The organism is Collinsella aerofaciens, from assembly GCF_039758815.1.
Lineage (GTDB): Bacteria > Actinomycetota > Coriobacteriia > Coriobacteriales > Coriobacteriaceae > Collinsella > Collinsella aerofaciens_BP.
Window position 1 is genome coordinate 140,647 of record NZ_JBDMSK010000001.1, and the last position, 23,890, is coordinate 164,536.

Consider the following 23,890-nt stretch of genomic DNA (forward strand, 5'->3'; position numbering starts at 1 on the left):
TTGGCGCGCGGATCTGCACAAAACGCCAAAGGCAATAAGGCCAACAACCAACCGGCATCTGCTAAGGGTGCCGGTTCCCATCTGCGTGCCAATAAGGGCCACGAGTCCGAGTTCGATGATTTCGAGCCCTTGGTCGAGCCCTCGGCCAACCGCGATATCGCCGGCGTGGTCATTGCCGTTTTGGCGATTGCGTCCTTTATTGCCGTGATTTCGCCGGCGACTGCGCCCGTTACGGCTGCGGTTGCCGGTTTCTACCACTTGGGCTTTGGTCTGGGCGCCTACGTGCTGCCGATCGTCATTTTGCTGTTTGCCGCCACGCTCTTTTTAGGCGAGGACTCGCCGCTCAACGCGCGCTCTGTTGCGGGCGGCGCCGTGGTCTTTATTGCCGTCGTCTCCATTCTTTCGTTGATGGTGCCGGGTACGAGCGACTCGTGCGACCTTATGTTCACGCCGCAAAATCTGTCCGCCTCGGGTGGCTACATCGGTGCGTTTATTGCGAGTGCGCTGCAAAATGCCCTGGGTAAGCCTATCGCGATGGTAGTCCTGCTGGGCCTTGTCGTCGTGGGCTTGGTCATCATTGGCTTTTCGGTGGGCGGCGTTTTGCGCTCTGCCCGCGACCGTGCGGCAGATTTTGCCGAGCGCCGTCGTGCCGACGTCAACGCGAGTCCGTGGGGTGACGATGAGGCCCTGTCGGTGCCTGGTATCGCCCGTCCGCACCTGAGCATTTTTCGTCAAAAGGGCTCCGATGCGGCCGTGACCACGGTCATGGGCAATGATGTGGACCCGGTTTTGGACGATGACGACGAGGATCCGTTTGTCGACGTGTCCGATGCCGTGGAGGCTGAGCGCGCTAAGACGACGCTGCTGCCGCGCCGTCATGCCAAGAAGAGCAAGGCCACACCCAAGTTGAATACAAGTGAGCCCGATCCGTCTTGGTCCGATAGCGAGATTGAGCTCACCGAGGGCGATGACGAGGACGACGAGGGTCTGATTGAGACCGCAAAGACAACTTTGCTGCCGCGTCGCCATGCAAAGCGCGACCAGGTAACCGGTCAGCTTTCGATGGAAGACGACCCCGATAAGATCGACGAGTCCGAGCCGCCGTTTGCCGTGAATCCTGTCTCGGCAGCACCTCAGATCCCCGACTTCTTGAAGCATCCCAAGGTTGCCGATGCGCCTGCCTTGAGTGCTGTCGAATCGGCTGCGGCTAGCGATGGGGGAGCGGACGGCGGCGCCGCAGATAACGAGGGCGAAGAAGAGGACGGCCTCAAACTTCCGCCACTTGAGATTCTGCATGCTAACCCGCAGTCGGCTTCCTCTGCGTCTTCTGACAAGGAGCTGGAACAGACTGCCGAGTCGCTTCAGTCCACCTTGCTGGAGTTTGGTCGTAGTGCCCGCGTGGTCGGCTGGATCGCCGGCCCCACGGTGACGACCTTTAAGCTGCAACCTGGCGAGGGCGAGCGCGTGAGCAAGATTTCGAGCCTCGAGGACGATATCGCGCTATCGCTTGCTGCCCAGTCCGTGCGTATCTTTGCCCCGATCCCCGGCACCTCGCTTGTGGGTATCGAGATCCCCAATCGCAAGCGCCAGAACGTCAACCTGGGCGACGTGCTTCCCTATGTGAAGGGCGGTCCGCTCGAGCTCGCCATCGGTCGAGATGCCGAGGGTACGCCGGTCGTCGCCGACCTTGCCAAGATGCCCCACCTGCTGATCGCCGGTACCACGGGTTCCGGTAAGTCGGTCATGATCAACTCCATCATCACGACCTTGCTCATGCGCGCCCTTCCCGAGGACGTTCGCCTGATCATGGTCGACCCCAAGCGCGTCGAGCTTGCGGGCTATAACGGTCTGCCGCATCTTTACGTGCCTGTAGTGACCGAGCCCAAGCAGGCCGCGAGCGCTCTGCAATGGGCCGTGTCCGAGATGGAGCGTCGCCTGAAGGTCTTCGAGCGTCTCAACGTGCGTAAGATCTCGACCTACAACGAAAAGCAGGCCGCCGGCGAGTTTGAGCATTACGATAACCCGCCGCAAAAGATGCCCTACCTGGTCATCATCATCGACGAGCTCTCGGACCTGATGATGGTCGCCGGTAAGGATGTCGAGGCCTCGATCGTGCGTATTGCTCAGCTGGGCCGTGCTGCCGGTATTCACCTCATCGTGGCTACGCAGCGTCCGAGCTCCAACGTTGTGACGGGCCTCATCAAGGCCAACATCACCAACCGCATCGCCTTTAACGTCGCCACGGGCATCGACTCGCGCGTCATCATCGACCAGATGGGTGCCGAAAAGCTCACCGGTTTGGGCGACATGCTGTTCTCTAAGGTCGACTGGGGCAAGCCCCGCCGTATCCAGGGCTGCTTTGTCTCGGATGATGAAATCAACGAGATCGTCGAGTTCGTCAAGTCGCAGAGCGAGCCCGACTACCACGAGGAGATCCTGTCTGCCGTGGCGCCCGCTTCCATGTCCATGGCGGGTGGCGGCGGCATTGTCCGTACCGGAGTCGCCGAGCCGCAAGACGATGATCCGCTCATTTGGGAAGCCGCCCATATTGTGGTGGAATCGCAGCTTGGCTCCACATCTGGCCTGCAGCGTCGTCTGAAGGTTGGCTATGCGCGTGCCGGGCGTATTATGGATATGCTGGAAGAAAAGGGTGTCGTCGGCCCGCCCGACGGTTCTAAGCCGCGCGAGGTCCTGTTGGACGAGGAGGGGCTTGCCGCGCTGGAGTCTGTCGATGCCGAGATGGCACGTGAAGATCGTGAGTTTGGAGGATTCTGATGGCTGCACGCTTTGGTGACATGCTGCTTGAGCAGCGTCGCCGAATGGGCCTTTCCATTCAGCAAGTCGCCAACACCATCAAAATCAGGCCGCAGATCATCGAGTTTTTCGAGACCGGTAACTTTGCTTCGATGCCGCCGCGCGGCTATGCGCAGGGCATGATTTCGAGTTATGCTCGCTTTTTGGGCCTCAATCCGCGCGAGGTCGTCAATGCCTACTTTGACGATCTGATGGCATACGAACGCGAGACGTCGCAGCAGGGCGGTCGTTTTCAGGACGCCGCCGGCTACGTTAATTCGCGTTCCTCGGTCGATAACGGGCGCTTCCTGATGGTTCAGGGCGGTCGTTCGACCCGCTATGGACAGCGTCCTCAGCAGGCCGGTTATATTACCGAGACGGGTTCGGGCGAGGAGATTCGCTCGCAGCGTGACCGGTTCCGCAGTACGCCGATGCCCGAGGACCGCGCACTCCCCGCTGCTCGCGGCGTGGCGCGTGACCCTCGTGCCGGCTACGGCGACGGCGGCTATTCCGATCGCGGTTACCGTGGTGTCTCCACCGGACGCTCTCGCGGTGGCTATGCGGATGCCGATACCACACAGGTGACGCCGCGTCTTCGCTCTCAATCGCAGCCGTATGGCCAGCGCTCTTCGGCTCCGCGTGCGGGACAGCGTGGCTATCAAGGCCGCGGTGAACTTGCGCCCCGCTCGGGTCAGCGCAGCCTTCAGGGCCAGGGTGGCTATCGTGGCCGTTCCGATAGCAATCGTGGTCGTATGCCTCAGGGAGGCGGCCGCAGCAGTTCCAGTCGTGGACGCGGCGGATCACGTACTCCTCAAAACAACGGGCTCGATCCGCGTATCGTCTACGCCGGCATCGGTGCCGTTGCGCTGCTGTTGATTGTGCTCATCGTGGTGCTTCTGCGCGGCTGCGCATCTTCGGCGCCCGAGACCACGCCCGAGACGCCCACTGCTACCAAGACGACGACCAAGAAGTCTTCTAAGAAGACCGAAACGGTCGACGAGGACGAAGACACCGATGAGGCGACGGATGAGTCGACTGACTCGGACGCTACCAAGACGACGGCCAAGAAGGAAGAGAACGAGGTCACGAAGGTCAAAGTCTCCGTTGCCAAGGGAAAGACCGCGTGGATTGAGGTCAAGGTCGACGGCAAGTCGGTCTATGGCGCCCAAGCGACTGGCCCCTTTGAGCAGGAGTACACGCCCGAGTCCTCGATCGAGATCACCACGTCCAAGCCTTCCGATGTCACCGTTACCAAGAACGGTGAAAAGGTCCGTTACGACACCAAGACCTCGGGCGTGGCGCGTGTGACGATCACCGTTCCCAAGAAGGAGACGACTGATTCCGAGAATGGTGAAAGTTCTGATGGTACCGACACCACCGATGGTGCCGATACCACCGACGTTACCGATGCCCAGTCCGCGGATGGCGCCGATACCGCAACTGACGGTCAGACGCCCACCGATTCTACCGACTATTCGTACGATAGCTACTAAGCCGCTCGTACGCGAAAGGAAACATCATGGCTAAAGATTCCAGCTTCGACGTCGTGTCCGAGGTCAACATGCAAGAGGTCGACAACGCCTTTCAGCAGACCACGCGCGAGATTTCCCAGCGCTATGACCTTAAGGATTCCGGCGCTACGATCGAGCTTTCGAAGGGCGACAAGCTCTTTACGATTAACGCCCCGGCCGACTTTGTCTCCAAGCAGATTATTGACGTGCTGAGCTCCAAGCTCATCAAGCGCGGCATCGACCTCAAGGCTGTCTCGTGGGATGCTCCGCAGGCGGCATCGGGCGGCACCGTGCGCGTGCTCGGCCATATCGTCGAGGGTATCGACCAGGCGACCGCCAAGAAGATCAACAAGGACATCAAGGACCAAAAGCTCAAGGTCAAGGTGACCATCGAGGCCGACAAGCTGCGTGTTTCCTCTGCTTCGAAGGACGCGTTGCAGACCGTGATCCAGTTCCTGCGCGACCAAGACTACGGCCAGCCGCTGCAGTTCACCAACTACCGCTAATATCAATCGAAAGGACCGCTCTCCAACATGGATACACCGTTGGGCTCCGTGCTCTACATCACCCTCGGGTGCGCTAAGAACGAGGTTGACACCGACCGCATGCGTTCTCTTTTGACCGCCGCGGGCTACGAGGAGGCATTCGACCCGCAGGATGCCGATATCGCCATCGTCAATACTTGCTCGTTCCTCGCCTCCGCAACGTCCGAGAGCATCGAGACCACGCTCGAGCTCGCCAACGAGGTTCAGGACGGCGTTCGTTCTTGCCCCATCGTCATGTGCGGCTGCGTGCCGTCGCGCTATGGCGATGACCTGCCTGACGAGCTGCCCGAGGTCGCTGCCTTTGTGAAGGCCGACGAGGAAGACGGCATCGTGGCGGTCATCGATGGCGTGCTGGGTGTCGAGCGTGAGATTGCAGCCTATATCCCGCAGGTCAAACGTACCGTCGAGGGTGCTGTCGCTTACGTCAAGATTTCCGATGGCTGCAACCGTTTCTGCAGCTTCTGCATGATCCCCTATATTCGCGGTCGCTATCATTCGCGCAATGCCGAGAGCATCATCTCCGAGGTGCGCGACCTGGTTGCCGGCGGTGTGCGCGAGATCGTGCTGATCGGCCAGGACACGGGCATCTGGGGTACCGACTTTGCCGACGAGGACTTCGCCGATGGCTCGCCGCGCAATCTGGCACAGCTGCTGCGTGCCGTCGCCGAGGCCGTGCGTCCGCACAACGTCTGGGTCCGCGTGCTCTACCTGCAGCCCGAGGGCATGACTGACGAACTCATCGAGACGATACGCGATACGCCCGAGGTGCTGCCCTATATCGATATCCCCGTGCAGCACTGCGACGCGCGCATCCTCAAGGCCATGCGTCGCTCCGGTTCGCGCCAGGAGCTCGAGGATCTGTTCCGCGACCTTCGCGAGCGCATCCCCGGTATCGTGATTCGCTCCACGGCCATGGTCGGCTTCCCGACCGAGACCGACGACGAGTTTCGTGATCTTATCGACTTTATGGACACCGTCGGCTTTGACTACACGAGCGTCTTTGCATACTCGCAGGAGGAGGGCAGCCTGGCCGCTAAGATGGAGGGTCAGGTCGATGAGGAGGTTAAGCTCGAGCGCGCCCAGGAGGCCATGGACCTGGCCGAGTCGCTCGGCTTTGCCGCCACCGCCGCCCATGTGGGCGAGCGCGCCCAGGTGATCGTCGACGGTATCGAAGAGACCGAGGACGGCGCCGAGCTGATCGGCCATGCCTGGTTCCAGGCGCCCGATTCCGATGGAGCGGTGCATCTGGACGCCAGCGAGGCGTCCGTGGGCGATATTCTGACTGTCGAGTTTACCGATAGCTTCTGCTATGAGCTTATCGGTCATGTTGTGGAGTAGGAGAGCGTCGTGGCTAACGAGAGCAATAAGGAACTGACGAGTGTCTGGACGCCCGCCAACATCGTGACGTGCGTTCGCATCGTCTTTATCCCGGTGTTCATGATCGTGTCGGCGCTTTCTCACACGAGTGTTGCCGGTACGGATTGGAGCATCTTCGACGGCCCGCTCGCCGCCGCTGCCTTCATTCTGTATGTGATCCTGTCGTGCACCGATAAGGTCGACGGTTATCTGGCGCGTTCGCGCAGCGAGATCACCGACTTCGGTAAATTCTTGGACCCCATCGCCGATAAGCTGCTCGTGTTCTCGGCCCTGCTGCTGTTCTTGGATTTTGGCGCGGTGACCGTGTGGTCCGTGTTCATTATCCTGTTCCGTGAGCTTCTGGTGAGCGCCCTTCGCATGGTCGCGAGTGCGGCCGGTGTGGTCGTTGCGGCCGATAAGCTCGGCAAGTACAAGACGGCAACCACGATGGTCTCCATTTGCGGTTACCTGTGCGTTTTTGCTATGGCCGGCTTGCACCTTGGCCCGGTGGCGCTGACGCTCGGCATCTACTCGGTGTCGCGCTTCCTGTATGCCGTTGCCGTTGTCCTGACCGTTATCTCGGGCGCCCAGTACTTCTGGAACTGCCGCAAGATCGTCTTTTCGGTCTAGGTCCTGGTGGGTATGACGGACTCTTTTGAGCAGATTTCCGCACACAACGAGGAGCTGGCGCGCGATATTGTCGAGCGCGCGAGCGCTCGGGGCGTGACGGTTTCGACGGCTGAGTCGCTGACGGCGGGTATGATCGCATCGACGATTACCGATATCCCGGGCGCCTCGGCGGTGCTGCGTGGCGGTGCGGTGACCTATTGCGATGAGATTAAGCATCGCGTTCTTGGTGTTGAGCAGGAGACGCTCGACCGCTATACCGCGGTGTCGCATCAGACCGCGCGCGAGATGGCGGTGGGTTCGCTGGAGCTGTACCAGAGCGATATTGCAGTGAGCGCAACGGGTTATGCCGGCCCCGGCGGTGGCACTGAGGACGATCCGGCGGGCTCTTTCTATATTGGCTGGGCGTATCGTTCCGCCGATGGGGGCGTGCCGGTCGTGGACTCTGTGCGCTGCCACTATGAGGGCGACCGTTCGTGTGTTCGTGCCCATGCGGTCGCGGAGGCACTGGGTCGCATTGTCTGCGTGCTCGATTCTATGGAATAGACGTGTTTTAAGGGGCCTCCGAGCCCCTTAATTGTGGAGATAGGGACCTTAGGCTCATTTGGCGTTTGTGCTGGTTGTAGATGTATTTTTGCCTGCCTTGTTCATATTTGGTCCTTTGTGGTCAAGCATTTGGTCAGTGTTTGGTCGGCGTTTGGTTGGGTTTTGGAAAGACCGCCTGCATATGATTGGCCTGAACGGTTGACCACGAACAGCCGTTCGTTTATTATCGATGCAGGTTGTTAAGAGGAGGGCTATTCATGGCCAAGAATTCAGGTCCCGTACGTACCGTTCATGCTCGCACGACGGGTAAAGAGCGCGATGAGATGATCGCCACCACCAAGGCCGAGATCGAGAAGAAATTCGGCCAGGGTTCCATCATGAGGTACGGCGACGGTGGTCCCGAGCTCGAGGTCGAGGCCATTCCCACGGGCGCCCTGGCCCTCGATGCCGCGCTGGGTATCGGCGGCGTGCCGCGCGGCCGTATCGTCGAGATTTACGGTCCCGAGTCCTCTGGTAAGACGACGCTTTCGCTTGAGATCCTGGCCGAGGCCCAGGCAATGGGTGGCGTTGTGGCATTTATCGATGCCGAGCACGCGCTCGATCCCACGTATGCCGCGCGCATCGGCGTGGATATCGACGAGGTGCTCATTTCCCAGCCCGATACGGGCGAGCAAGCGCTCGAGATTGTTGACATGCTCGTGCGTTCCGGCGCCATCGATGCCATCGTCGTCGACTCCGTCGCCGCGCTGACCCCGCGTGCCGAGATCGAGGGAGAGATCGGCGATACCACGGTCGGCTTGCAAGCTCGCCTGATGAGCCAGGCGCTCCGCAAGCTCGCCGGCTCGCTGTCCAAGTCCAACACGACGTGCATCTTCATTAACCAGCTGCGTGAGAAGATCGGCGTCATGTTCGGTAACCCCGAGACTACGACGGGCGGCCGCGCCCTTAAGTTCTTCTCTTCGGTGCGTATCGACATTCGCCGCATCGACAGCATTAAGCTTAAGGACGAGGTTATAGGTAACCGCGTGCGCGCCAAGGTCGTTAAGAACAAGGTGGCAGCTCCGTTCCGTTCTGCTGAGTTCGACATCATGTATGGTACGGGCATCTCTAAGGAGGGCTCGATTCTGGACATGGCTGTCGAGTGCGGCATCTGCAAGAAGATGGGCTCCTGGTTTGCCTATGGCGAGGACAAGCTCGGCAACGGTCGCGAGGCCGCTAAGGCGTTCCTGCGCGAACACCCCGATTGCGCTGACGAGATTGAGCATAAGGTCCGCCTTGCCTGCGGGCTTGAGTTTGATGACGATGCTCCGTCCGATGTCGAGCTGACCGATCAGCCTGCGCCTGAGGAGTTTGATGAGCTTTACGCCATCGATGGCTCTGCCATGCTCGATGATGACGACGAGTAACGGATTCGCGTATGTCGTATACGGTGACCGAGGCCACGGTCGTCTTTCCCGATAAGAAGGCGGCCTCCTCGTTCTCGAGCGGGTATGCGTCTAAAAAGCCCTGCGCGCATATCGATTGTGAGCTTGAGGGCGGTTTTGAGCGGTCCATTTGGATTCCCGTGCGGGTCGCGCGCCTGTATGTCAAAAACCGCCCCGATCTTCCCTGCGATTGGGACAACTTTCGTGAGGCTGTGCAGCTCGTCGAGCGTAAATGTGCACTTACCATGGTGACTGAGATGTTATCGCGCCGCGACCATGCGACGGGTGAGGTCCGTGACAAGCTGGCTCGCTACGGCTTTCACCAACCCGCGATCGATTTCGCCGTCGAGCGCGCCACCGAGTATCACTTTTTAGACGAGAACCGCTTTTGCTCGTACTTTATCGAGGAACGCAAGCGGTGCGGTTGGGGACAGCGCAAAATCGAGACCGAGCTCAAGCGACGTCATGTTGTGCTCGATGACATTCCCGGTTATCCCGAGGATTATTTTGCCGTCGTAGACGATTTGGCGCGTGCGTCAGCCCTGCTCGCCAAGCGGCGTGTTCCAGAGACGCGCGGATTCGAAAAACTGGTTCGGTTTTTGATGGGCAAGGGCTTTTCGTATCACATTGCCGCCGATGCCGTTAAGGCACGTCTCGATGTTGAATGCGAGGAATGTGCGGTTTAGGCGTATGCGTTTTGTGGCCCTGCCGTTCACCGCGTTTTAGCCGCCGTACTGGGGCCATTTATTTGACAGTTGTTGTGGTTCAACGTACGATAAACACTGTCATTTGCTTTGTGATATGTGCTCATCTGTGATGAGTTTGTTTATATGTTTATCTGTATCCGACCCGCATAAGCTGCGCCCATATTACTCAAATGTCGCGAGCCGTTCGTAAGGACGGTTCGCTTTGTTGTGTAACGAATCCATAAAAAGGAGTGAGCATGCCTATCATCGCAGCGCTCGTTGGCATCGTTTTGGGTGCTATCGCCGCCATTGCCTACATGCGCACCGCCAAGCAGGGTAGTCTTCACGAGGCCGACGAAAAGATCCAGTCGGCACACGCACAGGCTGAGTCCCTGATCGGTGATGCAAAGCGTCAGGCCGAGACCCTCAAAAAAGAGGCTCTGCTCGAGGCTAAAGAGGAGATCATCAAAAACAAGCAGGCCGCCGAGGCCGAGGACAAGCAGCGTAAGAACGAGATTCGTACGCTCGAGAACCGCGTGATGCAGCGCGAGGAATCCCTCGATCGCCGTAACGACGCTCTCGACAAGCGCGAGCATCAGCTGTCCAGCCAGGCCGGTCAGGTCGAGAAGCGCTCCCGAGAGCTCGAGGAGCTCTGCGCAAAGCAGACCTCCGAGCTCGAGCGTATCGCCGACCTTACCCGCGAGGACGCCCACAAGGAGCTCCTCGATAAGGTTCGCGGCGAGGTTACCCATGAGGCCGCCACGATCATTCGCGAGTCCGAGCAGCAGGTTCGCGCCGAGTGCCACAAGACCGCCCAGGAGATTCTGTCCCTGGCGATTCAGCGCTGCGCTGCCGACCACACTGCCGAGGTCACCGTTACCTCCGTGCACATTCCCTCTGATGACCTCAAGGGTCGTATCATCGGTCGCGAGGGTCGCAACATCAGGACCTTCGAGCAGGTTTCCGGCGTCAACCTCGTGATCGACGACACGCCCGAGACCGTCGTTCTTTCGAGCTTCGACCCGGTCCGTCGTGAGACCGCCCGTGTTGCCCTCGAGAACCTCATCGCCGACGGCCGCATTCACCCCGCCCGCATCGAGGAGATGTATCACAAGGCTGCCGACTTGGTTCAGCAGCGCGTTCGCGAGGCTGGCGAGCAGGCTGCCTTCGATACCGGCATTCACGACCTGCACCCCGAGATCGTCAAGACCCTTGGTGCCCTACGCTACCGTACTTCGTTTGGTCAGAACGTGCTTCAGCACTCCCTCGAAGTCTCTGATCTGTGCGGCGTGATGGCTTCCGAGCTTGGTCTGGACGTTGTGACCGCCAAGCGCGCCGGTCTGCTTCACGACCTGGGCAAGGCAATTGACCATGACGTCGAGGGCCCGCATGCCGTCATCGGCGCCGAGCTCGCCCGTCGTTATGGCGAGAAGCCCGTTATCGTCCACGCTATCGAGGCTCACCATGCCGATGTCGACCCCAACACGGTGCTCGATGTCCTGGTACAGGCCGCCGATGCTGTCTCTGCCTCTCGCCCCGGTGCCCGTCGCGAGTCTGCCGAGAACTACATCAAGCGTCTTGAGAAGCTTGAGGAGATTGCCAACTCCCATGACGGCGTCGAGCGTACCTATGCCATGCAGGCTGGTCGCGAGGTCCACGTCATGGTTCAGCCGGACAAGATCTCCGATGCCCAGTCCACGGTTCTGGCTCACGATATCGCCCATCAGATCGAGGAAGAGATGGAGTATCCCGGTCAGGTGCGCGTCGTCGTGATTCGCGAGAGCCGCGCTGTCGATATCGCTAAATAACATGAGCGACGCGAACGAGCTCATCTCATTTATCGCGTCGATGTCGGGGGAGGGCAACCTTCGCGTCGAGGAGAACCTTGGCGAGGGGTATGTCCGCCTCCGCGTTTCGGAGGCCGAGCGGCGCCAGGCAAAGCACGACATTCAGCATGTCGAGGATATCGTCATCGAAATGCTCCGTAATGCTCGCGATGCCGGCGCCGACAAGGTCTTTCTCGCTACGACCAAGGAAGATGGCGTCCGCACGCTTGTCTTTCTGGATAACGGCTCGGGTGTTCCGCAGGATATGCAAGAGCGAATCTTCGATGCTCGCGTTACCTCCAAGCTCGAGAGCATGAAGATGGACCGTTGGGGCGTTCACGGTCGTGGCATGGCATTGTTTTCGATCAAGCAGAACACCGACGAGGCCCGTGTGGTCACGTCCGGTGTCGATCTTGGTTCAGCCTTTAAGGTGAGCGTTGCGGCCGACCGCCTCAGTGAGCGTGCCGATCAGTCCAGCTGGCCCCAGGCCGTCAAGGATGAGGACGGACGTTATGTCTGTGCTCGCGGTCCGCATAATATTATTCGCGCTGCCTGTGAGTTTGCGCTCGAGGAGTTGCGTGGTTGCGATGTCTATCTTGGTTCTCCGTCTGAGATTGCCGCGACCCTTTATGCTCGGGCGTCAAGCCGGCTCGATACGTCGCGTCTCCTGTTTATTGATGACGAGAGCGAGCTTCCGGTTGTCGATCGTTTAGGCCTTGCCTCTGATGCCGAGGACTTTATCCGCATCTGTTCGGGTTTGGGCCTTGAGATGTCCGAGCGCACGGCACATCGCATTTTGGCAGGGCAGATTAAGCCCGTTCGCGGTGTGACCGCGCGTCTGCTGCGCGAGCGTGATTCGTCCTCGCATGCGCCGGCTCCTGTCGATCTCGCGAAGGATCGTCGCGGGCTACGTATTGCCAAGGATGACATGGCACAGTTTTCGCGTGCTGTGGAGCGCGACTTTAATGACCTTGCCGCCCGGTACTATCTCAACCTTTGCGGCGACCCAAAGATTCGCGTTTCGCGTGATCGAATCACTGTGACCTTCGATCTTGCCAAAGAGGAATAGTGCCTTTACCGAGTCCACTCGGTACGATAAAGTTATTGCAGTTAAAACGTACTTTTAAACGCAGGAGTTTGTTCATGGATTGCCTGAAGGTATCAAGCAAATCATCGCCCGCGTCCGTTGCCGGCGCCATCGCCGGCATGGTCAAGGATGGTGTACCCGTCAACATCCAGTGTGTCGGCGCCGGTGCGGTCAACCAAGCCATTAAGGCCGTGGCTATCGCGCGCGGTTTTTTGATTCCAACCGGTTTTGATATTTCCTGCGCGCCCGTGTTCTCCGACATCCTCATTAACGGGGAGTCACGCACGGCCATCCGCCTTTCTATTTACGTTCACCAGATTAATCGAGCTGCTATGGATAACGTCGTCATGGATGATGTTAAGCCTGTGGCATAGCTTCTGCTTGCCTCGATTCGCCTCCCTTCCATCGTTAGGACTTATGCACATGGACCAGCGTTCCGTACGCGATATTCTTGCCGGTAAAACCTACTTTATCCGCACCTTTGGTTGCCAGATGAATCAGCACGATTCCGAGCGCGTGAGCGGTCTGCTCGATTCGTATGGTTGCCTCATGGCGCTCGATCCCGAGCATGCCGATATCGTTGTCTTCATGACATGCTGTGTGCGTGAGGCCGCCGATACTCGCCTGTACGGTCAGTGCAATTCCTGCAAAAGCCTGCCGCCTTCGCCTTCGGGCAAGCGTGTGGTTGCCGTGGGCGGCTGCATCGCACAGCGTGATGGCGAGGGTCTGCTCACCAACGTCGATAACGTCAATGTCATCTTTGGCACGCATTCCATCGCACATGTGGCCGAGCTCATTGCCGAGGCGTTCCTTGACGGCAAGCGTCATATCCGCACCAACGAGCATGAGGATACGGATGCCATGAGCATGCCGTGGCATCGCGAGACCCAGTATCACGCCTGGGTGCCCATCATGACAGGCTGCAATAATTTCTGCACCTATTGCATCGTGCCGTACGTGCGCGGTCGCGAAAAAAGCCGCCCCTTCGAGGAGATTGTCGACGAGGTGACCGGTTTGGTGCGCCAGGGCGTGCGTGAGATTACGCTGCTGGGCCAAAACGTTAACTCATATGGTCGCGATCTGTTTGGCAAGCCGCGTTTTGCCGATCTGCTGCGTGCCGTGGGCGATACGGGTGTGGAGCGCATCTTCTTTACGTCTTCGCATCCCAAGGATCTGCTCCCCGAGACCATCGACGCCATGGCCGAGACGCCTGCCGTTATGCCGCAGCTGCACCTGGCCGTCCAGTCAGGTTCGACACGGATCCTCAAAGAGATGAATCGCCGTTATACACGCGAGGACTATCTGGGCCTGGTCGATCGCATTCGCAATCGCATGCCCGATATCGCGCTCTCGACCGACATTATCGTTGGCTTCCCGGGCGAGACTGAAGAAGACTTTGAGCAGACGCTCTCACTTGCCGAGACGGTCCGCTATGCTCAGGCCTATACCTTCATCTATTCCAAGCGCGCCGGTACCCCGGCTGCAGAGATTGACGATCCTACGCCGCATGAGGTTATTCTCGAGCGTTTCAACCGCCTGGTTAAGGTTATCGAGACCACGGCACACGAGTATAACCAGGGTGAGCTTCATACTGTGGTGCCGGCGCTCATTGAGGGAACGAGTAAAAAGAACGACGCGGTCCTGCTGGGCAAGAGTCCCAAGAATCAGACCGTTCATGCGCCTATCCCCGAGGGCTACAGCATCGATCAGCTTGTTGGCAAGATCGTTGATGTTGACGTTGACGTTGCCAAGACCTGGTATTTGTCCGGCTCCGTTGTGGGCGAGCCGCGCTAATGGTTTCTCCCGGGACAGGTCTTTCCGCCGTTGCGATCGTCGGTCCGACGGCGGTTGGTAAGAGTGATGTTGCCGACCGTTTGGCAGCTCGTCTTTCGTCCGAAGTGCTGTCGTGCGATGCGATGCAAATCTATCGCGGCATGGACATCGGTACCGCAAAGATGGCGCCCAATGAGTGTACGGCGCCACTGCGTCTCGTCGACATTGTAGAGCCGGGTGTGGCATATTCTGCTGCGCTTTATCAGGCTGACGCTCGCGCGCATGTTGAACGTCTCCTTGGTTCGGGTTGCCTGCCTGTTTTTTGCGGAGGTACGGGGCTGTATCTCAAGGCTGCCCTTGATGAGATGGACTTTCCCTCGGGTGAACTTGAGGACGATCGCCGTGCGGGCTATCAGGAGCTTGCCGAGCGTATTGGTGAGGAAGAGCTGCATGCCCTGCTTGCCGAGCGTGATCCAGAATCGGCTGCTGTTATTCATCCCCATAACGTGCGTCGCGTGATTCGCGCGCTCGAAATGCACGATGATGGCGTCTCCTATGCGCAGCAAAAGTCGCAGTTTAGTGTTCCGCGCGAGCATTATCATGCCCTATGGTTTGGTCTGACGCGTAATCGCGAGGTGCTCTACGAGCGCATTAACCTGCGTGTCGATCTGATGTTTGAACAGGGTCTTGTTGATGAGGTTCGCGGTCTTATGGACCAGGGGCTGGGAGATGCCCTGACTTCGATGCAGGCAATTGGCTATAAAGAGATCATCGATGCTTTCAATGGCGTGACGAGCATGGATGAGGCTCGCGAACTCATTAAGACGCGTTCGCGTCGCTATGCCAAACGTCAGCTTTCGTGGTTTAAGCGCGATGACCGTATCGTGTGGTTTGATATGGATGAATGTACGATCGATGAGGTCGTTGAGGATATCGTGCATCGTATTGAGGCTGCCTAATGGCCCGTTTCCCTCTTGTTCCCACGGCACCCGAGCCCGAGCGTGCCATTTTAGTTGGTGTTGAGTGGCGCGACAATGCGTGGCCGCTCGATTGCTCGCTTGATGAGCTGGAGCGTCTTGCCCACACAGCTGGTGCCCAGTGCGTGGCACGCTTGTCGCAGCGTTTGGTAAAGCCGTATCCTAAATCGTTTATCGGTTCCGGTAAGGTCGAAGAGCTGTGCGGCCTGGTGCATCGCATGGATGCCGATGTCGTTATTTTTGACGACGACCTGACCCCCTCGCAGCAATCCTATTTGGAGAAAGCCGTGGGCGAGCCGGTAAAGATTATCGATCGTACAGCACTGATCCTGGATATCTTTGGCCTGCATGCTCAGACGCGTGAGGGACGCCTGCAGGTACAGCTGGCACAGCTTCAATATTTGTTGCCTCGCCTGCGTGGCATGTGGAGCCATCTCGCCAAGGAGCAGACGCGCGGCGGCATCGGTTCACGTTTTGGTCAGGGCGAAAGTCAGCTCGAGGTCGACCGTCGCCTCATTCGTAATAAGATCGCTGCGCTTCGTCGTGAGCTCAAGCAGGTTGAACAGCGTCGCGATGTTCAATCCAAGAGCCGCATTGAGTCACCGGCGTTTCGCGTCGCGTTAGCCGGTTATACCAATGCCGGTAAATCGACGTTGCTCAATCGTCTGACCGGCTCTACGGTACTTTCTCAGGACAAGCTGTTTGCTACGCTCGATCCGACGACGCGTTCGTATCGCCTGCCCGGCGGTCGCGGCATGACGATTACTGATACCGTCGGCTTTATTCAAAAGCTGCCGCATGGTCTGGTCGATGCCTTTAAATCGACGCTGTCCGAGGTGTTGGGTGCCGATCTAATTCTCAAAGTCGTAGATGCGTCTGACGAGGACTATGAGCGGCAGCTGGAGGCTGTCGACCGCGTGCTTGATGAGATCGGCGCCGGAGAGCGCCTAACGCTGACCGTATTCAATAAAATCGATCTGCTCAATAGCGTTGATCGATTAAGTTTCCGTCGTCGCTATCCGGAAGCCGTTCTGTTCTCGGCCCAAACGGGCGAGGGACTCGACGATCTCGTCGATCGCATTGCTCGCGAGGCAGCTGCCACCGATGTGTTGCTCTCCGCTGATATCCCGTATCGCGAGGGCGCTCTCATCACGCTGGTGCATGAGCAGGGAACCCTTCTGCATGAGGAATATCTCGAGGACGGCGTTCGCATTGTGGCGAAACTGCCGGCTCGTATTGCACCGCGGCTTGAGCGTTATCGTACCGAGTAGATGAGCTCCAAAATGCCCAGAATGATGGGCTGATGCAGCAGATAAAAGGGGAGTGCATGGCGTCCAAGGCTGGCGAGCGCCGGGATGGGATTGGCGTAGGTCCATTCTGGCGCTTCGAGGCTTGATGCTTGTGCTACCTGGGCAGCAAAATAGCCGGTAAGGTACATAAAGACAAACGGAATGAGCGGATAGTAGTCTCCCGAAACAAAACCCGGGCCCGGAAATCCTAGCCATGCCAGGTAGGGGAGTGGGTAGACCGCTTTTGGAATGCCCCAGGTTAGGGCAAAAAGAACAAGGCACGCCGCGATGCCCCACGAGCCCGGTAATTTTTGGAGTAGCGGACGGGTGAGTGCAACCACCGCCGTGCACGCCGCCATGCAATAAATGATGCCAAAGTTCACTGAATCGTCGACCGATACGAGCGTTGTTGCGATCCAGACGACCAAAGCTGCGGTAGCGTACTTGGCCGCTCGTTTAACATTGTTGCGTGAGAGCGTGCACATCCAACCCGCGATAAACAAAAATACCCAGCTGATGCTGGCGCGCCAGATGTCTTGAAAGACAGTCTGGGTAAACCATGGCATATCCCAGTCGTACAGGTACGCGAGATCGTAGCAAGCGTGAAAACCTGCCATTGAAATCATCGTAAACCCGCGGACGGTATCAAAGATGGTGATGCGTTTTTGCATTACGAGAACCGGCGCATCAAGCCGACGACTTTGCCCAAAATAACGGGATTTGTTGCATAGATAGGCTCCATGGTGTCATTCTCGGGCTGCAGGCGTACGCGTCCCTGCTCCTTGTAGAACGTCTTGACGGTCGCTGAACCATCAATCATGGCCACGACAATTTCGCCGTTCATGGCACTCTTTTGTTCACGGACGATGATGTAATCGCCATTGAAGATGCCGACATTGATCATTGAGCTCCCATGCACCTCAAGGATAAAGGAACCCTGATCAGTGGCGATTTCGGTCGGGATAGTAAAAGTGTCTTCGATATTCTGCTCGGCCAGAATGGGAATCCCAGCCGCGACGCGACCAACGAGCGGTAGCGAGACCGTTCCGCGAGGTGCGGTGGGCTCGTCAGATTTAGAAATTGAGACAGAGGAACCGTCCTCGTTAAAGAGTTCCAGGGCGCGCGGTTTGGTGGCATCGCGCTTGAGTAGCCCGCGCGCCTCCAGGGCAGATAGATGGGCGTGCACGGTGCTGGGGGAGGAAAGGCCCACGGCAGAAGCCATCTCGCGCACGCTGGGCGGATAACCCTTCTCCTGCTGATATTCCTTGATGAAGTCGTAAATTTGCTGCTGACGCTTGGTAATTTTGCGAGCCATCAGGGCATCCTCTCTACCCATGTCAAACAAATGTTCGAATTTTGCTTGACAGGAACAACTGTTCGAAGATAATAATAACCGAACATTCGTTCTCGCGCTAGACATTTTTGTCCGCGCGGCTTGATAAAACTGTTCTCAGCAAAACACGCGAGAGGAGAACATGATGAACGCAACGAATATGGTCCAGGGAAACCTCGCCCTTAAGCTCGAGACGCCTGCAGAACCCACTTTTACGGTTGTTCAGGGTGGCCGCTCCGGCTTTCAGCCTTTGACCGTAAAGCCTGCTCGCAATCAGCAGGCTGTAGTCGCGCCGGCTCGCGTTGCCCTGAAGGTTCCGACGATTGTCGCCGTTGCCGTTGCGCTTACGCTCTTCTTTGTCCTCGCTATGTCGGTCTTTAGCGCTCGTCACGCCGTGTATGCCGAGTCCGTTTCCAACGTTACCTACGAGACCATTCGCGTTCAGCCTGGCGATTCTCTTTGGTCTCTTGCCGAGGAATATCAAATCGAAGGCCTTTCCACGCAAGAGACTTCCGATATGATCCGGAACGTCAATCATCTGGAGCATGGCTCGCTCGCCGCCGGTGCGCATCTTAAGGTTCCTGCTCGTTCGTAATCATTATCGCGCTGCGCATGGTACCCTTGTTATCGTTTAAGAGGAGGTACTATGCGCTGTCCCAAATGCGGCAAGGCACATACCCGCGTCGTTGATTCCCGTATGCAGGAGTCAAATAACACCATTAAGCGCCGTCGCGAATGTTGCTCGTGTAACTATCGCTTTACAACGTTTGAGCGATGCGAAGACCCAATCGAGGTCATTAAGTCAGACGGAACCAAGCAGCGGTTCGATCGCAATAAGCTGCTCGTCGGCTTGATGCGCGCCACCATCAAGCGCGATATCGACACTAAGAAGCTCAATGAGATTATCGACGACATCGAGGTCGAGCTGCGTTCTCGCACGCTGACGGCCGTCACGTCCCATGAGCTGGGTGACATGGTGCTCAAGCGCTTGGCCAAGATCGACAAGGTGGCCTACATCCGTTTTGCCTCGGTCTACCGCGATTTCAAAGACGTCGATGAGTTTCTGCAAGAGCTCGACAAGCTAAGGTGATTCCATGTCCAGCATTACCGTCAACATAAAGCGTCTCGACCCCACTGTCGAGCTTCCCAAATACGCCCATCCCACCGATGCCGGCTTGGATCTGCGCTCCAACGAGGACTGCGTCCTGAAGCCCTTCGAACGCCGTCTGGTCTCTACTGGGCTGGCCATCGCCCTGCCCGATGGCTACGCCGGCTTCGTCCAGCCCCGTAGCGGTCTCGCCATCAAACAGGGCCTGTCTATAGTCAACACGCCGGGCCTCATCGACGCCCACTACCGAGGAGAGCTCAAAGTCATCCTCATTAACCTAGACCTCACGAACAACATCCAAATCAACAAAGGTGACCGCATCGCCCAACTCGTCATCCAAGAAGTCCCCACGGTCAACCTCGTAGAAGTAGAAGAACTAGATAAAACCGACCGAGGAGCCGGCGGCTTCGGCTCCAGCGGCGTCGCTTAGGGCGCTCATATCCCTCCCGCCCGCCTCTCACACATATCATTCCATGCTCAAACATTCTCGCTTCGCTTCGCTCACTGCGAAACTGCGCGTGGAACGATATGTGTGAGAGGCGGGCGGGCGGTTACTCGCTTGAAAAATAAAAGCCTTTCTTTCTAGTAAGCCGATGCGATAAAGGAAAACCTCCTTTCTCGCATCGGCTTACTATATTTATTTTTTCCGGTTTCTCCTTTGCAGGTTCTAATGGTAGGGAATCTGGCATAGCTGCTAGCACGTAAACGTAGCTGCTCGGCGGGAGCCGCCCATATATCGTTCCACGCGCAGTTTTGCAGCGCAGCGAGAATGTTTGAGCATGGAATGATATATGGGCGGCTCCCGCCGAGCAGCGGACTTTCGTCTACCTGATATGCGCAGGTTTTCCGCCCCAGTAGAAGCGGCAGAAGGCTCGTTTGCGCTTTTGGGGTTTGCCTACGAGTTCCATGGTGGCGATGGCGATGTCTTTGGCTGCATGGGGGCGGCGTAGTACTTCGCCGTTGATGAGTAGGGCTTTGAGTGATTCGGGATGGTCGTGCAGGTGGCGTAGGGTTACGATGAGCTCTCGTGCCGTGGTGACGTGCATGCTGGCGCCCATGCCGGTAAGCATCGTGGTGTTGGCCTTTTCCTGACCGTATGATTTGCCCAGCAGGATCATCGGCAGATGAGCGCACAGGCACTCGGTGACCGTGAGTCCGCCTGATTTGAGGATTGCCAGGTCGCAGCCGTGCATGAGGGCTGCCATATCGTCCACGTAGTCCAGAACCGTGACGTTTTCGAGCTTCATGGCGTCGAAGAGCGTCTTGAGGCGGGTGGCGTATTCCTCATCCTTGCCCGGCAAAAAGACAAAGTGCATGTCCTCGAAGCTGCGCAGGAAGGGGAGTGTGCGGTCCATCTCCGCGCGAAAGCGAACGTACGGTTGAGGCAAACTGGCACCGGCCATCACCAACACAACGGTCTTGTCAGCGGGGAGATTGAACTTCTCGAGTTCTTCCTCGCGATTGTAGTCTGTATCAAACCCGGCGCGAATGGGGATGCCTGTAATGCGGATTTTGGTCTCGGGAACTTTACGGGGGCGAAGTGTCTCGGCCATAAATTCGTTGGCTACGCAGAACAGGTCGGTGTCCTTGTGGGGCCAAAAGCCTTCGACTTCATAGTCTGTTGGTACGCAGATGACCGGGTAATCGATACCCGTGATGACGCGGGCGCCCACAGCAACATTGGCTGCCGTAATGTGTGTCGCAACCACGGCCATGGGCCTGCGGGTGCGGACATAATCGTTGAAGGCGGGGAACATAATACGTGACCATGCCGTGCCGCCACCCCAGAGCAGATGTCCCGTAAACGTATATCGCCAGGTTAGGTCATATATGGGGCGCGTGGCGCCGGTAAACGAAGCTGCTGTTTTATTACCATCGAACCTAATGCGTCCAAAATCGAGGATATCCAGGACTTCGATCTCAACATCCTCAGGGATTTCCTTGGTGCCGCGGATAAGGTCAAATGCTTGTGCAATCGCGTTGGCGGCGGCTTTGTGGCCCGATCCAACCGATGCGTGCACAATGGTTACTAGGGGTTTTTGTGCAGGTGAAACGGTCATTTGCTCCGGTTGGGGAGTGGCTTGCATGGGCAGGGGAGCGCTATTGCTCGTCTGCGTTTGATCCATCGATAACTCCCCTTCAGCTTTGTTACGCGATTTATCATTGTAGTGCATGAGTGTCATGTTCACGTAAATTTGGGTATGAGCGCAAAGAACGCCAATCTTTCGACAGGAGGTCTCTTCATGACTACCAATCAGCCGATCGATGTTGCGATTATCGGTGGCGGCCCCGCGGGCTATTCTGCCGCCATTTACGCTGCGCGTGCCAACCTAACGACGACTGTGATTGAGCAGGGCATGTCGGGAGGGCAGATTGCCACAACCAATGAGGTCGAGAACTATCCGGGTATTCCGCTCTTGAGTGGCGCCGAACTCGGCGAGCGTTTTCAGCAGCATGCAGAGGGCCTGGGAGCACAGGTTACATGGAGCATGGTTACGGGTATCGATTACGATGCCGATGCAGCGTTGTTTACGGTGCATCACGATATGGGCGATACGCTGGCCTCGAGCGTTATCGCTTGCATGGGTGCCACGCCGCGATCTGCTGGTTTTGTTGGCGAAGATGCGTTTCGCGGTCGCGGCGTTTCCTATTGCGCGACGTGCGACGGCATGTTCTTTCGCGGCAAGCAGGTCTTTGTCATCGGCGGCGGCAATGCTGCCTGCGAGGAAGCTCTGTTCTTGTCAGAAATCGCCAGCAGCGTGACCATCGTTTTGCGCCGCGATCAGTTCCGTGCCCCCGATGGTGTGGTTCAAAAAGTTCTTGCAAAAGATAATATTTCAGTTAGGTACCAAACTAGTATTGTGGAGCTCTCGGGCGAAGCCATGCCAACGACGATTACCTTTAAGGACAATGCATCCGGTGAGACTCATACCGAGTCATTTGAGCCCGGCTCGTTTGGCATCTTTGTCTTTACCGGGACGCAACCCCATACCGAGCTTGTTGAGCATCTAGTCGATCTGGCGCCTGATGGCGGCATTCTGACTGATGAATCCATGGCGACCCGTACGCCAGGTCTATTTGCTGCTGGCGACATCCGTTCCAAACGCTTACGTCAGGTTGTGACTGCCGTTTCTGACGGAGCCATAGCAGGAACGAGCGCATACGCGTTTCTACGCGGTTAAGTACGATAATATATCTTATGTAAGGTTGCTATCTTTAAAACAAAGTGGTTGGACGGTGCATCAATGTGCTGTCCAACCACTTTTACTTTCCTGCTATATAGTATGCAAAACTAGATAACCTAGAATACAATATAGCTAATGAACGGAGGATCCTTATGAACCACGCCAAACGCGTTATCCCGATGTCCGATTCGTCGGTCAGCATTAAGCCTGAGGATATTCAGCCCACTGTGCTGCCCGATGCATTTATTCAGTCCGATATCGTGCGCAAACTCAATACGTTGAGTCTGCCGCGCTATGACCAGTTGCCCAATGTGACGCTCTACCGCGACCAGGTCATTGAGTATGTTGCGCTGTGGATGGAGCCGCTGTCTATTTGCGTAGAGCAGCCCGTTATCACGCCTTCAATGATTAATAACTACGTGAAGGTCGGCCTCGTTCCTGCTCCGGTTAAAAAACAGTATGGCCGTGAGCAGATTGCGCGTCTCATCGCCATTTGTATCTTTAAGCAGGTGCTACCCATCGCTGCGGTTCAGGCGCTCTTTAATATTCAGCGCTTGAGCTACGACGCTCCGACCGCCTTTGATTATGTTGTCGATCAGCTTGAGGCATCGATTCGTGCGGCGTTTTCTGTCGAGCAGACGCCGGTTCCCGATACGGCGCATCAGGTAACGCGTGAGTCGCTGCTTGTGCGCAGCGCGGTTTCATCCTTTGTTTCGAAAGCGTACCTGATGAGCTATCTCAAGTTCAACGGGTTTAATAGCTAGCCGACGTATAAAACGGGCGGGACAAAGAGCCATCTGTCGCTTTGTCCCGCCCGTATTTTGCTGGTTGGACTTTATTTGCCCGAAGCTACGCCCATGCCATAGCCGATGATGAGGCCGTGCATCTCGGCGTAATAGGAATCCAGGCCATTGCAGGGCATAATGATGGTCTTGGAGTCGGGCCAATGCTCAATAATGCGATCGGCCAGCGCCTGGGCGCTCGATACGTTTTCCACATGGTCGATGACGACCTCACCGCCCGTAAAGCCCTCGGCTTCCATGGTGTCGATGATCTTGTTGAGCATCTTCTTTTCGCCACGCGTGTGCCCGACGAGTTCGATTTTACCGGCCTCACTCGCCGTGCCCAAAATGCGGATATTGAGCTTGTTGGCAATGACGCCGGCTGCCTTAGGGATACGTCCGGCTTTGGCGAGGTTTTCGTAATTGCACAAACTGAAGAGGATTTTGCTGTTCTGTTCAAGACTATCGAAGTATGCGCAAGCATCCTCGAATGAGACATCCGGGTTGCTTGCAAGATAGCGGTCGAACAGCAGGAAAATGAGGTCCATTTTGCCGCCAGCTGCGCGTGAATTGACTAGATGAATCTGTCGGTCCGGTTCCTCGGCAAGAACCATATCGCGAGCCGTGGCTGCCGCGTTGTAGCTGCCCGACACGCCCTCAGAGATCGGCATGCAGATGGTCTTGTCTGCCAATTTGAAGAGCTCGGCCCACTCCCCTACGCTGGGACAAGCGCTCGAAGAAGCGTTCGTCTCCACCTGAACAGCGCAGTTGAGCTCATGAACATCGAGCGAAAGGTCATCGATGAATTCACGCTCCCCCACTCGAATTTTGAGGGGCGCAAATGCAAAGGTGGTATGGGGCGCGGTCGGTTGCCAATCACGGAGGTTGCAGCTTGAATCGGAGATAAGTGCCCAGCTCATAGAGGGTCCTTTCTAATTGTTCATCAACAATTATAGCCTTCTTGCAAACCGAATGGACGGCTATCTAGTTTTGAATACTAGATAGCCGTCTAAGATGAGAGAGAAAAAAAGAATGGACCTCG

Annotated in this window: 23 protein-coding genes; 19 read left to right on the forward strand and 4 right to left on the reverse strand. The window is 57.3% G+C overall.

The genetic code is table 11. The annotated features are described in order from the left end of the window. The 14 genes from ABHT90_RS00615 to hflX all read left to right on the forward strand — a co-directional run bounded on the left by ABHT90_RS00615 (position 1) and on the right by hflX (position 16,422). Positions 1–2,775, forward strand: a complete 2,775-nt coding sequence (locus ABHT90_RS00615; RefSeq protein ID WP_346981260.1) for an FtsK/SpoIIIE family DNA translocase — start codon at positions 1–3, stop codon at positions 2,773–2,775. Further along, a complete protein-coding gene (locus ABHT90_RS00620; RefSeq protein ID WP_217108128.1) occupies positions 2,775–4,286 on the forward strand; it encodes a helix-turn-helix domain-containing protein in 1,512 nt (503 codons plus the stop codon). The genes ABHT90_RS00615 and ABHT90_RS00620 overlap by 1 nt, the downstream gene beginning before the upstream one ends. Positions 4,287–4,312: 26 nt before the next feature. Next, on the forward strand, positions 4,313–4,810 hold the full coding sequence (locus tag ABHT90_RS00625; RefSeq protein ID WP_022094699.1) for a YajQ family cyclic di-GMP-binding protein: 498 nt from the start codon (positions 4,313–4,315) through the stop codon (positions 4,808–4,810). Positions 4,811–4,837: 27 nt separating this feature from the next. Further along, entirely contained in the window at positions 4,838–6,187 is a 1,350-nt protein-coding gene (gene rimO, locus ABHT90_RS00630; protein WP_346981261.1) for a 30S ribosomal protein S12 methylthiotransferase RimO, read from the forward strand. Positions 6,188–6,286: 99 nt separating this feature from the next. Next, entirely contained in the window at positions 6,287–6,835 is a 549-nt protein-coding gene (gene pgsA / locus ABHT90_RS00635; RefSeq protein WP_430393356.1) for a CDP-diacylglycerol--glycerol-3-phosphate 3-phosphatidyltransferase, read from the forward strand. Between the two features lie 12 nt (positions 6,836–6,847). Continuing rightward, entirely contained in the window at positions 6,848–7,378 is a 531-nt protein-coding gene (locus ABHT90_RS00640) for a CinA family protein (RefSeq protein WP_346981263.1), read from the forward strand. Positions 7,379–7,635: 257 nt separating this feature from the next. After that, positions 7,636–8,784, forward strand: coding sequence for a recombinase RecA (gene recA / locus ABHT90_RS00645; RefSeq protein ID WP_346981264.1), 1,149 nt, complete (start codon positions 7,636–7,638; stop codon positions 8,782–8,784). A gap of 11 nt (positions 8,785–8,795) precedes the next feature. Further along, the gene (locus ABHT90_RS00650) at positions 8,796–9,488 is read left to right on the forward strand and encodes a regulatory protein RecX (protein WP_346981265.1); all 693 of its coding nucleotides are present in this window, start codon (positions 8,796–8,798) and stop codon (positions 9,486–9,488) included. Between the two features lie 257 nt (positions 9,489–9,745). Then, entirely contained in the window at positions 9,746–11,296 is a 1,551-nt protein-coding gene (gene rny, locus ABHT90_RS00655) for a ribonuclease Y (protein ID WP_089573375.1), read from the forward strand. A gap of 1 nt (position 11,297) precedes the next feature. Then, entirely contained in the window at positions 11,298–12,383 is a 1,086-nt protein-coding gene (locus ABHT90_RS00660) for an ATP-binding protein (RefSeq protein WP_346981266.1), read from the forward strand. A gap of 74 nt (positions 12,384–12,457) precedes the next feature. Beyond that, positions 12,458–12,775, forward strand: coding sequence for a stage V sporulation protein S (locus ABHT90_RS00665; protein WP_006235982.1), 318 nt, complete (start codon positions 12,458–12,460; stop codon positions 12,773–12,775). 49 nt (positions 12,776–12,824) lie between these two features. Next, positions 12,825–14,195 carry a tRNA (N6-isopentenyl adenosine(37)-C2)-methylthiotransferase MiaB gene (gene miaB, locus ABHT90_RS00670; RefSeq protein WP_055285164.1) on the forward strand — a complete coding sequence of 457 codons (1,371 nt, stop codon included), beginning with the start codon at positions 12,825–12,827 and terminating at the stop codon, positions 14,193–14,195. Next, complete coding sequence (gene miaA / locus ABHT90_RS00675) at positions 14,195–15,133, forward strand: tRNA (adenosine(37)-N6)-dimethylallyltransferase MiaA (RefSeq protein WP_346981267.1); 939 nt, start codon at positions 14,195–14,197, stop codon at positions 15,131–15,133. The genes miaB and miaA overlap by 1 nt, the downstream gene beginning before the upstream one ends. Next, positions 15,133–16,422: a GTPase HflX gene (gene hflX / locus ABHT90_RS00680; RefSeq protein WP_346981268.1), complete on the forward strand. Its 1,290-nt coding sequence runs from the start codon at positions 15,133–15,135 to the stop codon at positions 16,420–16,422. Before miaA ends, hflX begins: the two co-directional genes overlap by 1 nt. Here the strand turns inward: hflX and ABHT90_RS00685 are convergent. Together ABHT90_RS00685 and lexA are read right to left on the reverse strand one after the other, a co-directional pair. After that, on the reverse strand, positions 16,407–17,111 hold the full coding sequence (locus ABHT90_RS00685) for a heparan-alpha-glucosaminide N-acetyltransferase (RefSeq protein WP_346981269.1): 705 nt from the start codon (positions 17,109–17,111) through the stop codon (positions 16,407–16,409). The two genes, hflX and ABHT90_RS00685, sit on opposite strands and share 16 nt — an antisense overlap. Then, on the reverse strand, positions 17,111–17,755 hold the full coding sequence (gene lexA, locus ABHT90_RS00690) for a transcriptional repressor LexA (protein ID WP_040359862.1): 645 nt from the start codon (positions 17,753–17,755) through the stop codon (positions 17,111–17,113). The genes ABHT90_RS00685 and lexA overlap by 1 nt, the downstream gene beginning before the upstream one ends. A 163-nt stretch (positions 17,756–17,918) precedes the next feature. Here lexA and ABHT90_RS00695 point away from each other — a divergent pair, with 163 nt between their 5' ends. The 3 genes from ABHT90_RS00695 to dut are packed head-to-tail and all read left to right on the forward strand — an operon-like array spanning position 17,919 to position 19,311. Further along, complete coding sequence (locus tag ABHT90_RS00695; RefSeq protein ID WP_346981270.1) at positions 17,919–18,368, forward strand: LysM peptidoglycan-binding domain-containing protein; 450 nt, start codon at positions 17,919–17,921, stop codon at positions 18,366–18,368. A 51-nt stretch (positions 18,369–18,419) separates the two neighbouring features. Then, positions 18,420–18,863 carry a transcriptional regulator NrdR gene (nrdR, locus tag ABHT90_RS00700; protein WP_022093781.1) on the forward strand — a complete coding sequence of 148 codons (444 nt, stop codon included), beginning with the start codon at positions 18,420–18,422 and terminating at the stop codon, positions 18,861–18,863. A 4-nt stretch (positions 18,864–18,867) separates the two neighbouring features. Further along, a complete protein-coding gene (gene dut / locus ABHT90_RS00705) occupies positions 18,868–19,311 on the forward strand; it encodes a dUTP diphosphatase (protein ID WP_346981271.1) in 444 nt (147 codons plus the stop codon). A 394-nt stretch (positions 19,312–19,705) separates the two neighbouring features. Here the strand turns inward: dut and ABHT90_RS00710 are convergent, their stop codons facing one another. Continuing rightward, entirely contained in the window at positions 19,706–20,902 is a 1,197-nt protein-coding gene (locus ABHT90_RS00710) for an MGDG synthase family glycosyltransferase (RefSeq protein WP_346981272.1), read from the reverse strand. Between the two features lie 222 nt (positions 20,903–21,124). Between ABHT90_RS00710 and ABHT90_RS00715 the strand changes: the two genes are divergently transcribed. Both ABHT90_RS00715 and ABHT90_RS00720 read left to right on the forward strand, forming a co-directional pair. Then, positions 21,125–22,063 carry an NAD(P)/FAD-dependent oxidoreductase gene (locus tag ABHT90_RS00715; protein WP_346981273.1) on the forward strand — a complete coding sequence of 313 codons (939 nt, stop codon included), beginning with the start codon at positions 21,125–21,127 and terminating at the stop codon, positions 22,061–22,063. Between the two features lie 155 nt (positions 22,064–22,218). Further along, positions 22,219–22,830 carry a DUF1836 domain-containing protein gene (locus tag ABHT90_RS00720; protein ID WP_346981274.1) on the forward strand — a complete coding sequence of 204 codons (612 nt, stop codon included), beginning with the start codon at positions 22,219–22,221 and terminating at the stop codon, positions 22,828–22,830. A 71-nt stretch (positions 22,831–22,901) separates the two neighbouring features. On the opposite strand, the gene ABHT90_RS00725 is transcribed toward ABHT90_RS00720, so the two are convergent. Continuing rightward, positions 22,902–23,768 carry a DegV family protein gene (locus ABHT90_RS00725; RefSeq protein ID WP_346981275.1) on the reverse strand — a complete coding sequence of 289 codons (867 nt, stop codon included), beginning with the start codon at positions 23,766–23,768 and terminating at the stop codon, positions 22,902–22,904. Positions 23,769–23,890: the final 122 nt, after the last annotated feature.

What these genes read in the sequence shown, in the direction of transcription:
- ABHT90_RS00620 (WP_217108128.1), top strand. Translation starts at nt 2,775, where the DNA reads ATGGCTGCACGCTTTGGTGACATGCTGCTTGAGCAGCGTCGCCGAATG.
- ABHT90_RS00625 (WP_022094699.1), top strand. Translation starts at nt 4,313, where the DNA reads ATGGCTAAAGATTCCAGCTTCGACGTCGTGTCCGAGGTCAACATGCAA.
- rimO (WP_346981261.1), top strand. Translation starts at nt 4,838, where the DNA reads ATGGATACACCGTTGGGCTCCGTGCTCTACATCACCCTCGGGTGCGCT.
- pgsA (WP_430393356.1), top strand. Translation starts at nt 6,287, where the DNA reads ATGATCGTGTCGGCGCTTTCTCACACGAGTGTTGCCGGTACGGATTGG.
- ABHT90_RS00640 (WP_346981263.1), top strand. Translation starts at nt 6,848, where the DNA reads ATGACGGACTCTTTTGAGCAGATTTCCGCACACAACGAGGAGCTGGCG.
- recA (WP_346981264.1), top strand. Translation starts at nt 7,636, where the DNA reads ATGGCCAAGAATTCAGGTCCCGTACGTACCGTTCATGCTCGCACGACG.
- ABHT90_RS00650 (WP_346981265.1), top strand. Translation starts at nt 8,796, where the DNA reads ATGTCGTATACGGTGACCGAGGCCACGGTCGTCTTTCCCGATAAGAAG.
- rny (WP_089573375.1), top strand. Translation starts at nt 9,746, where the DNA reads ATGCCTATCATCGCAGCGCTCGTTGGCATCGTTTTGGGTGCTATCGCC.
- ABHT90_RS00660 (WP_346981266.1), top strand. Translation starts at nt 11,298, where the DNA reads ATGAGCGACGCGAACGAGCTCATCTCATTTATCGCGTCGATGTCGGGG.
- ABHT90_RS00665 (WP_006235982.1), top strand. Translation starts at nt 12,458, where the DNA reads ATGGATTGCCTGAAGGTATCAAGCAAATCATCGCCCGCGTCCGTTGCC.
- miaB (WP_055285164.1), top strand. Translation starts at nt 12,825, where the DNA reads ATGGACCAGCGTTCCGTACGCGATATTCTTGCCGGTAAAACCTACTTT.
- miaA (WP_346981267.1), top strand. Translation starts at nt 14,195, where the DNA reads ATGGTTTCTCCCGGGACAGGTCTTTCCGCCGTTGCGATCGTCGGTCCG.
- hflX (WP_346981268.1), top strand. Translation starts at nt 15,133, where the DNA reads ATGGCCCGTTTCCCTCTTGTTCCCACGGCACCCGAGCCCGAGCGTGCC.
- ABHT90_RS00685 (WP_346981269.1), bottom strand. Translation starts at nt 17,111, where the DNA reads ATGCAAAAACGCATCACCATCTTTGATACCGTCCGCGGGTTTACGATG.
- lexA (WP_040359862.1), bottom strand. Translation starts at nt 17,755, where the DNA reads ATGGCTCGCAAAATTACCAAGCGTCAGCAGCAAATTTACGACTTCATC.
- ABHT90_RS00695 (WP_346981270.1), top strand. Translation starts at nt 17,919, where the DNA reads ATGAACGCAACGAATATGGTCCAGGGAAACCTCGCCCTTAAGCTCGAG.
- nrdR (WP_022093781.1), top strand. Translation starts at nt 18,420, where the DNA reads ATGCGCTGTCCCAAATGCGGCAAGGCACATACCCGCGTCGTTGATTCC.
- dut (WP_346981271.1), top strand. Translation starts at nt 18,868, where the DNA reads ATGTCCAGCATTACCGTCAACATAAAGCGTCTCGACCCCACTGTCGAG.
- ABHT90_RS00715 (WP_346981273.1), top strand. Translation starts at nt 21,125, where the DNA reads ATGACTACCAATCAGCCGATCGATGTTGCGATTATCGGTGGCGGCCCC.
- ABHT90_RS00720 (WP_346981274.1), top strand. Translation starts at nt 22,219, where the DNA reads ATGAACCACGCCAAACGCGTTATCCCGATGTCCGATTCGTCGGTCAGC.
- ABHT90_RS00725 (WP_346981275.1), bottom strand. Translation starts at nt 23,768, where the DNA reads ATGAGCTGGGCACTTATCTCCGATTCAAGCTGCAACCTCCGTGATTGG.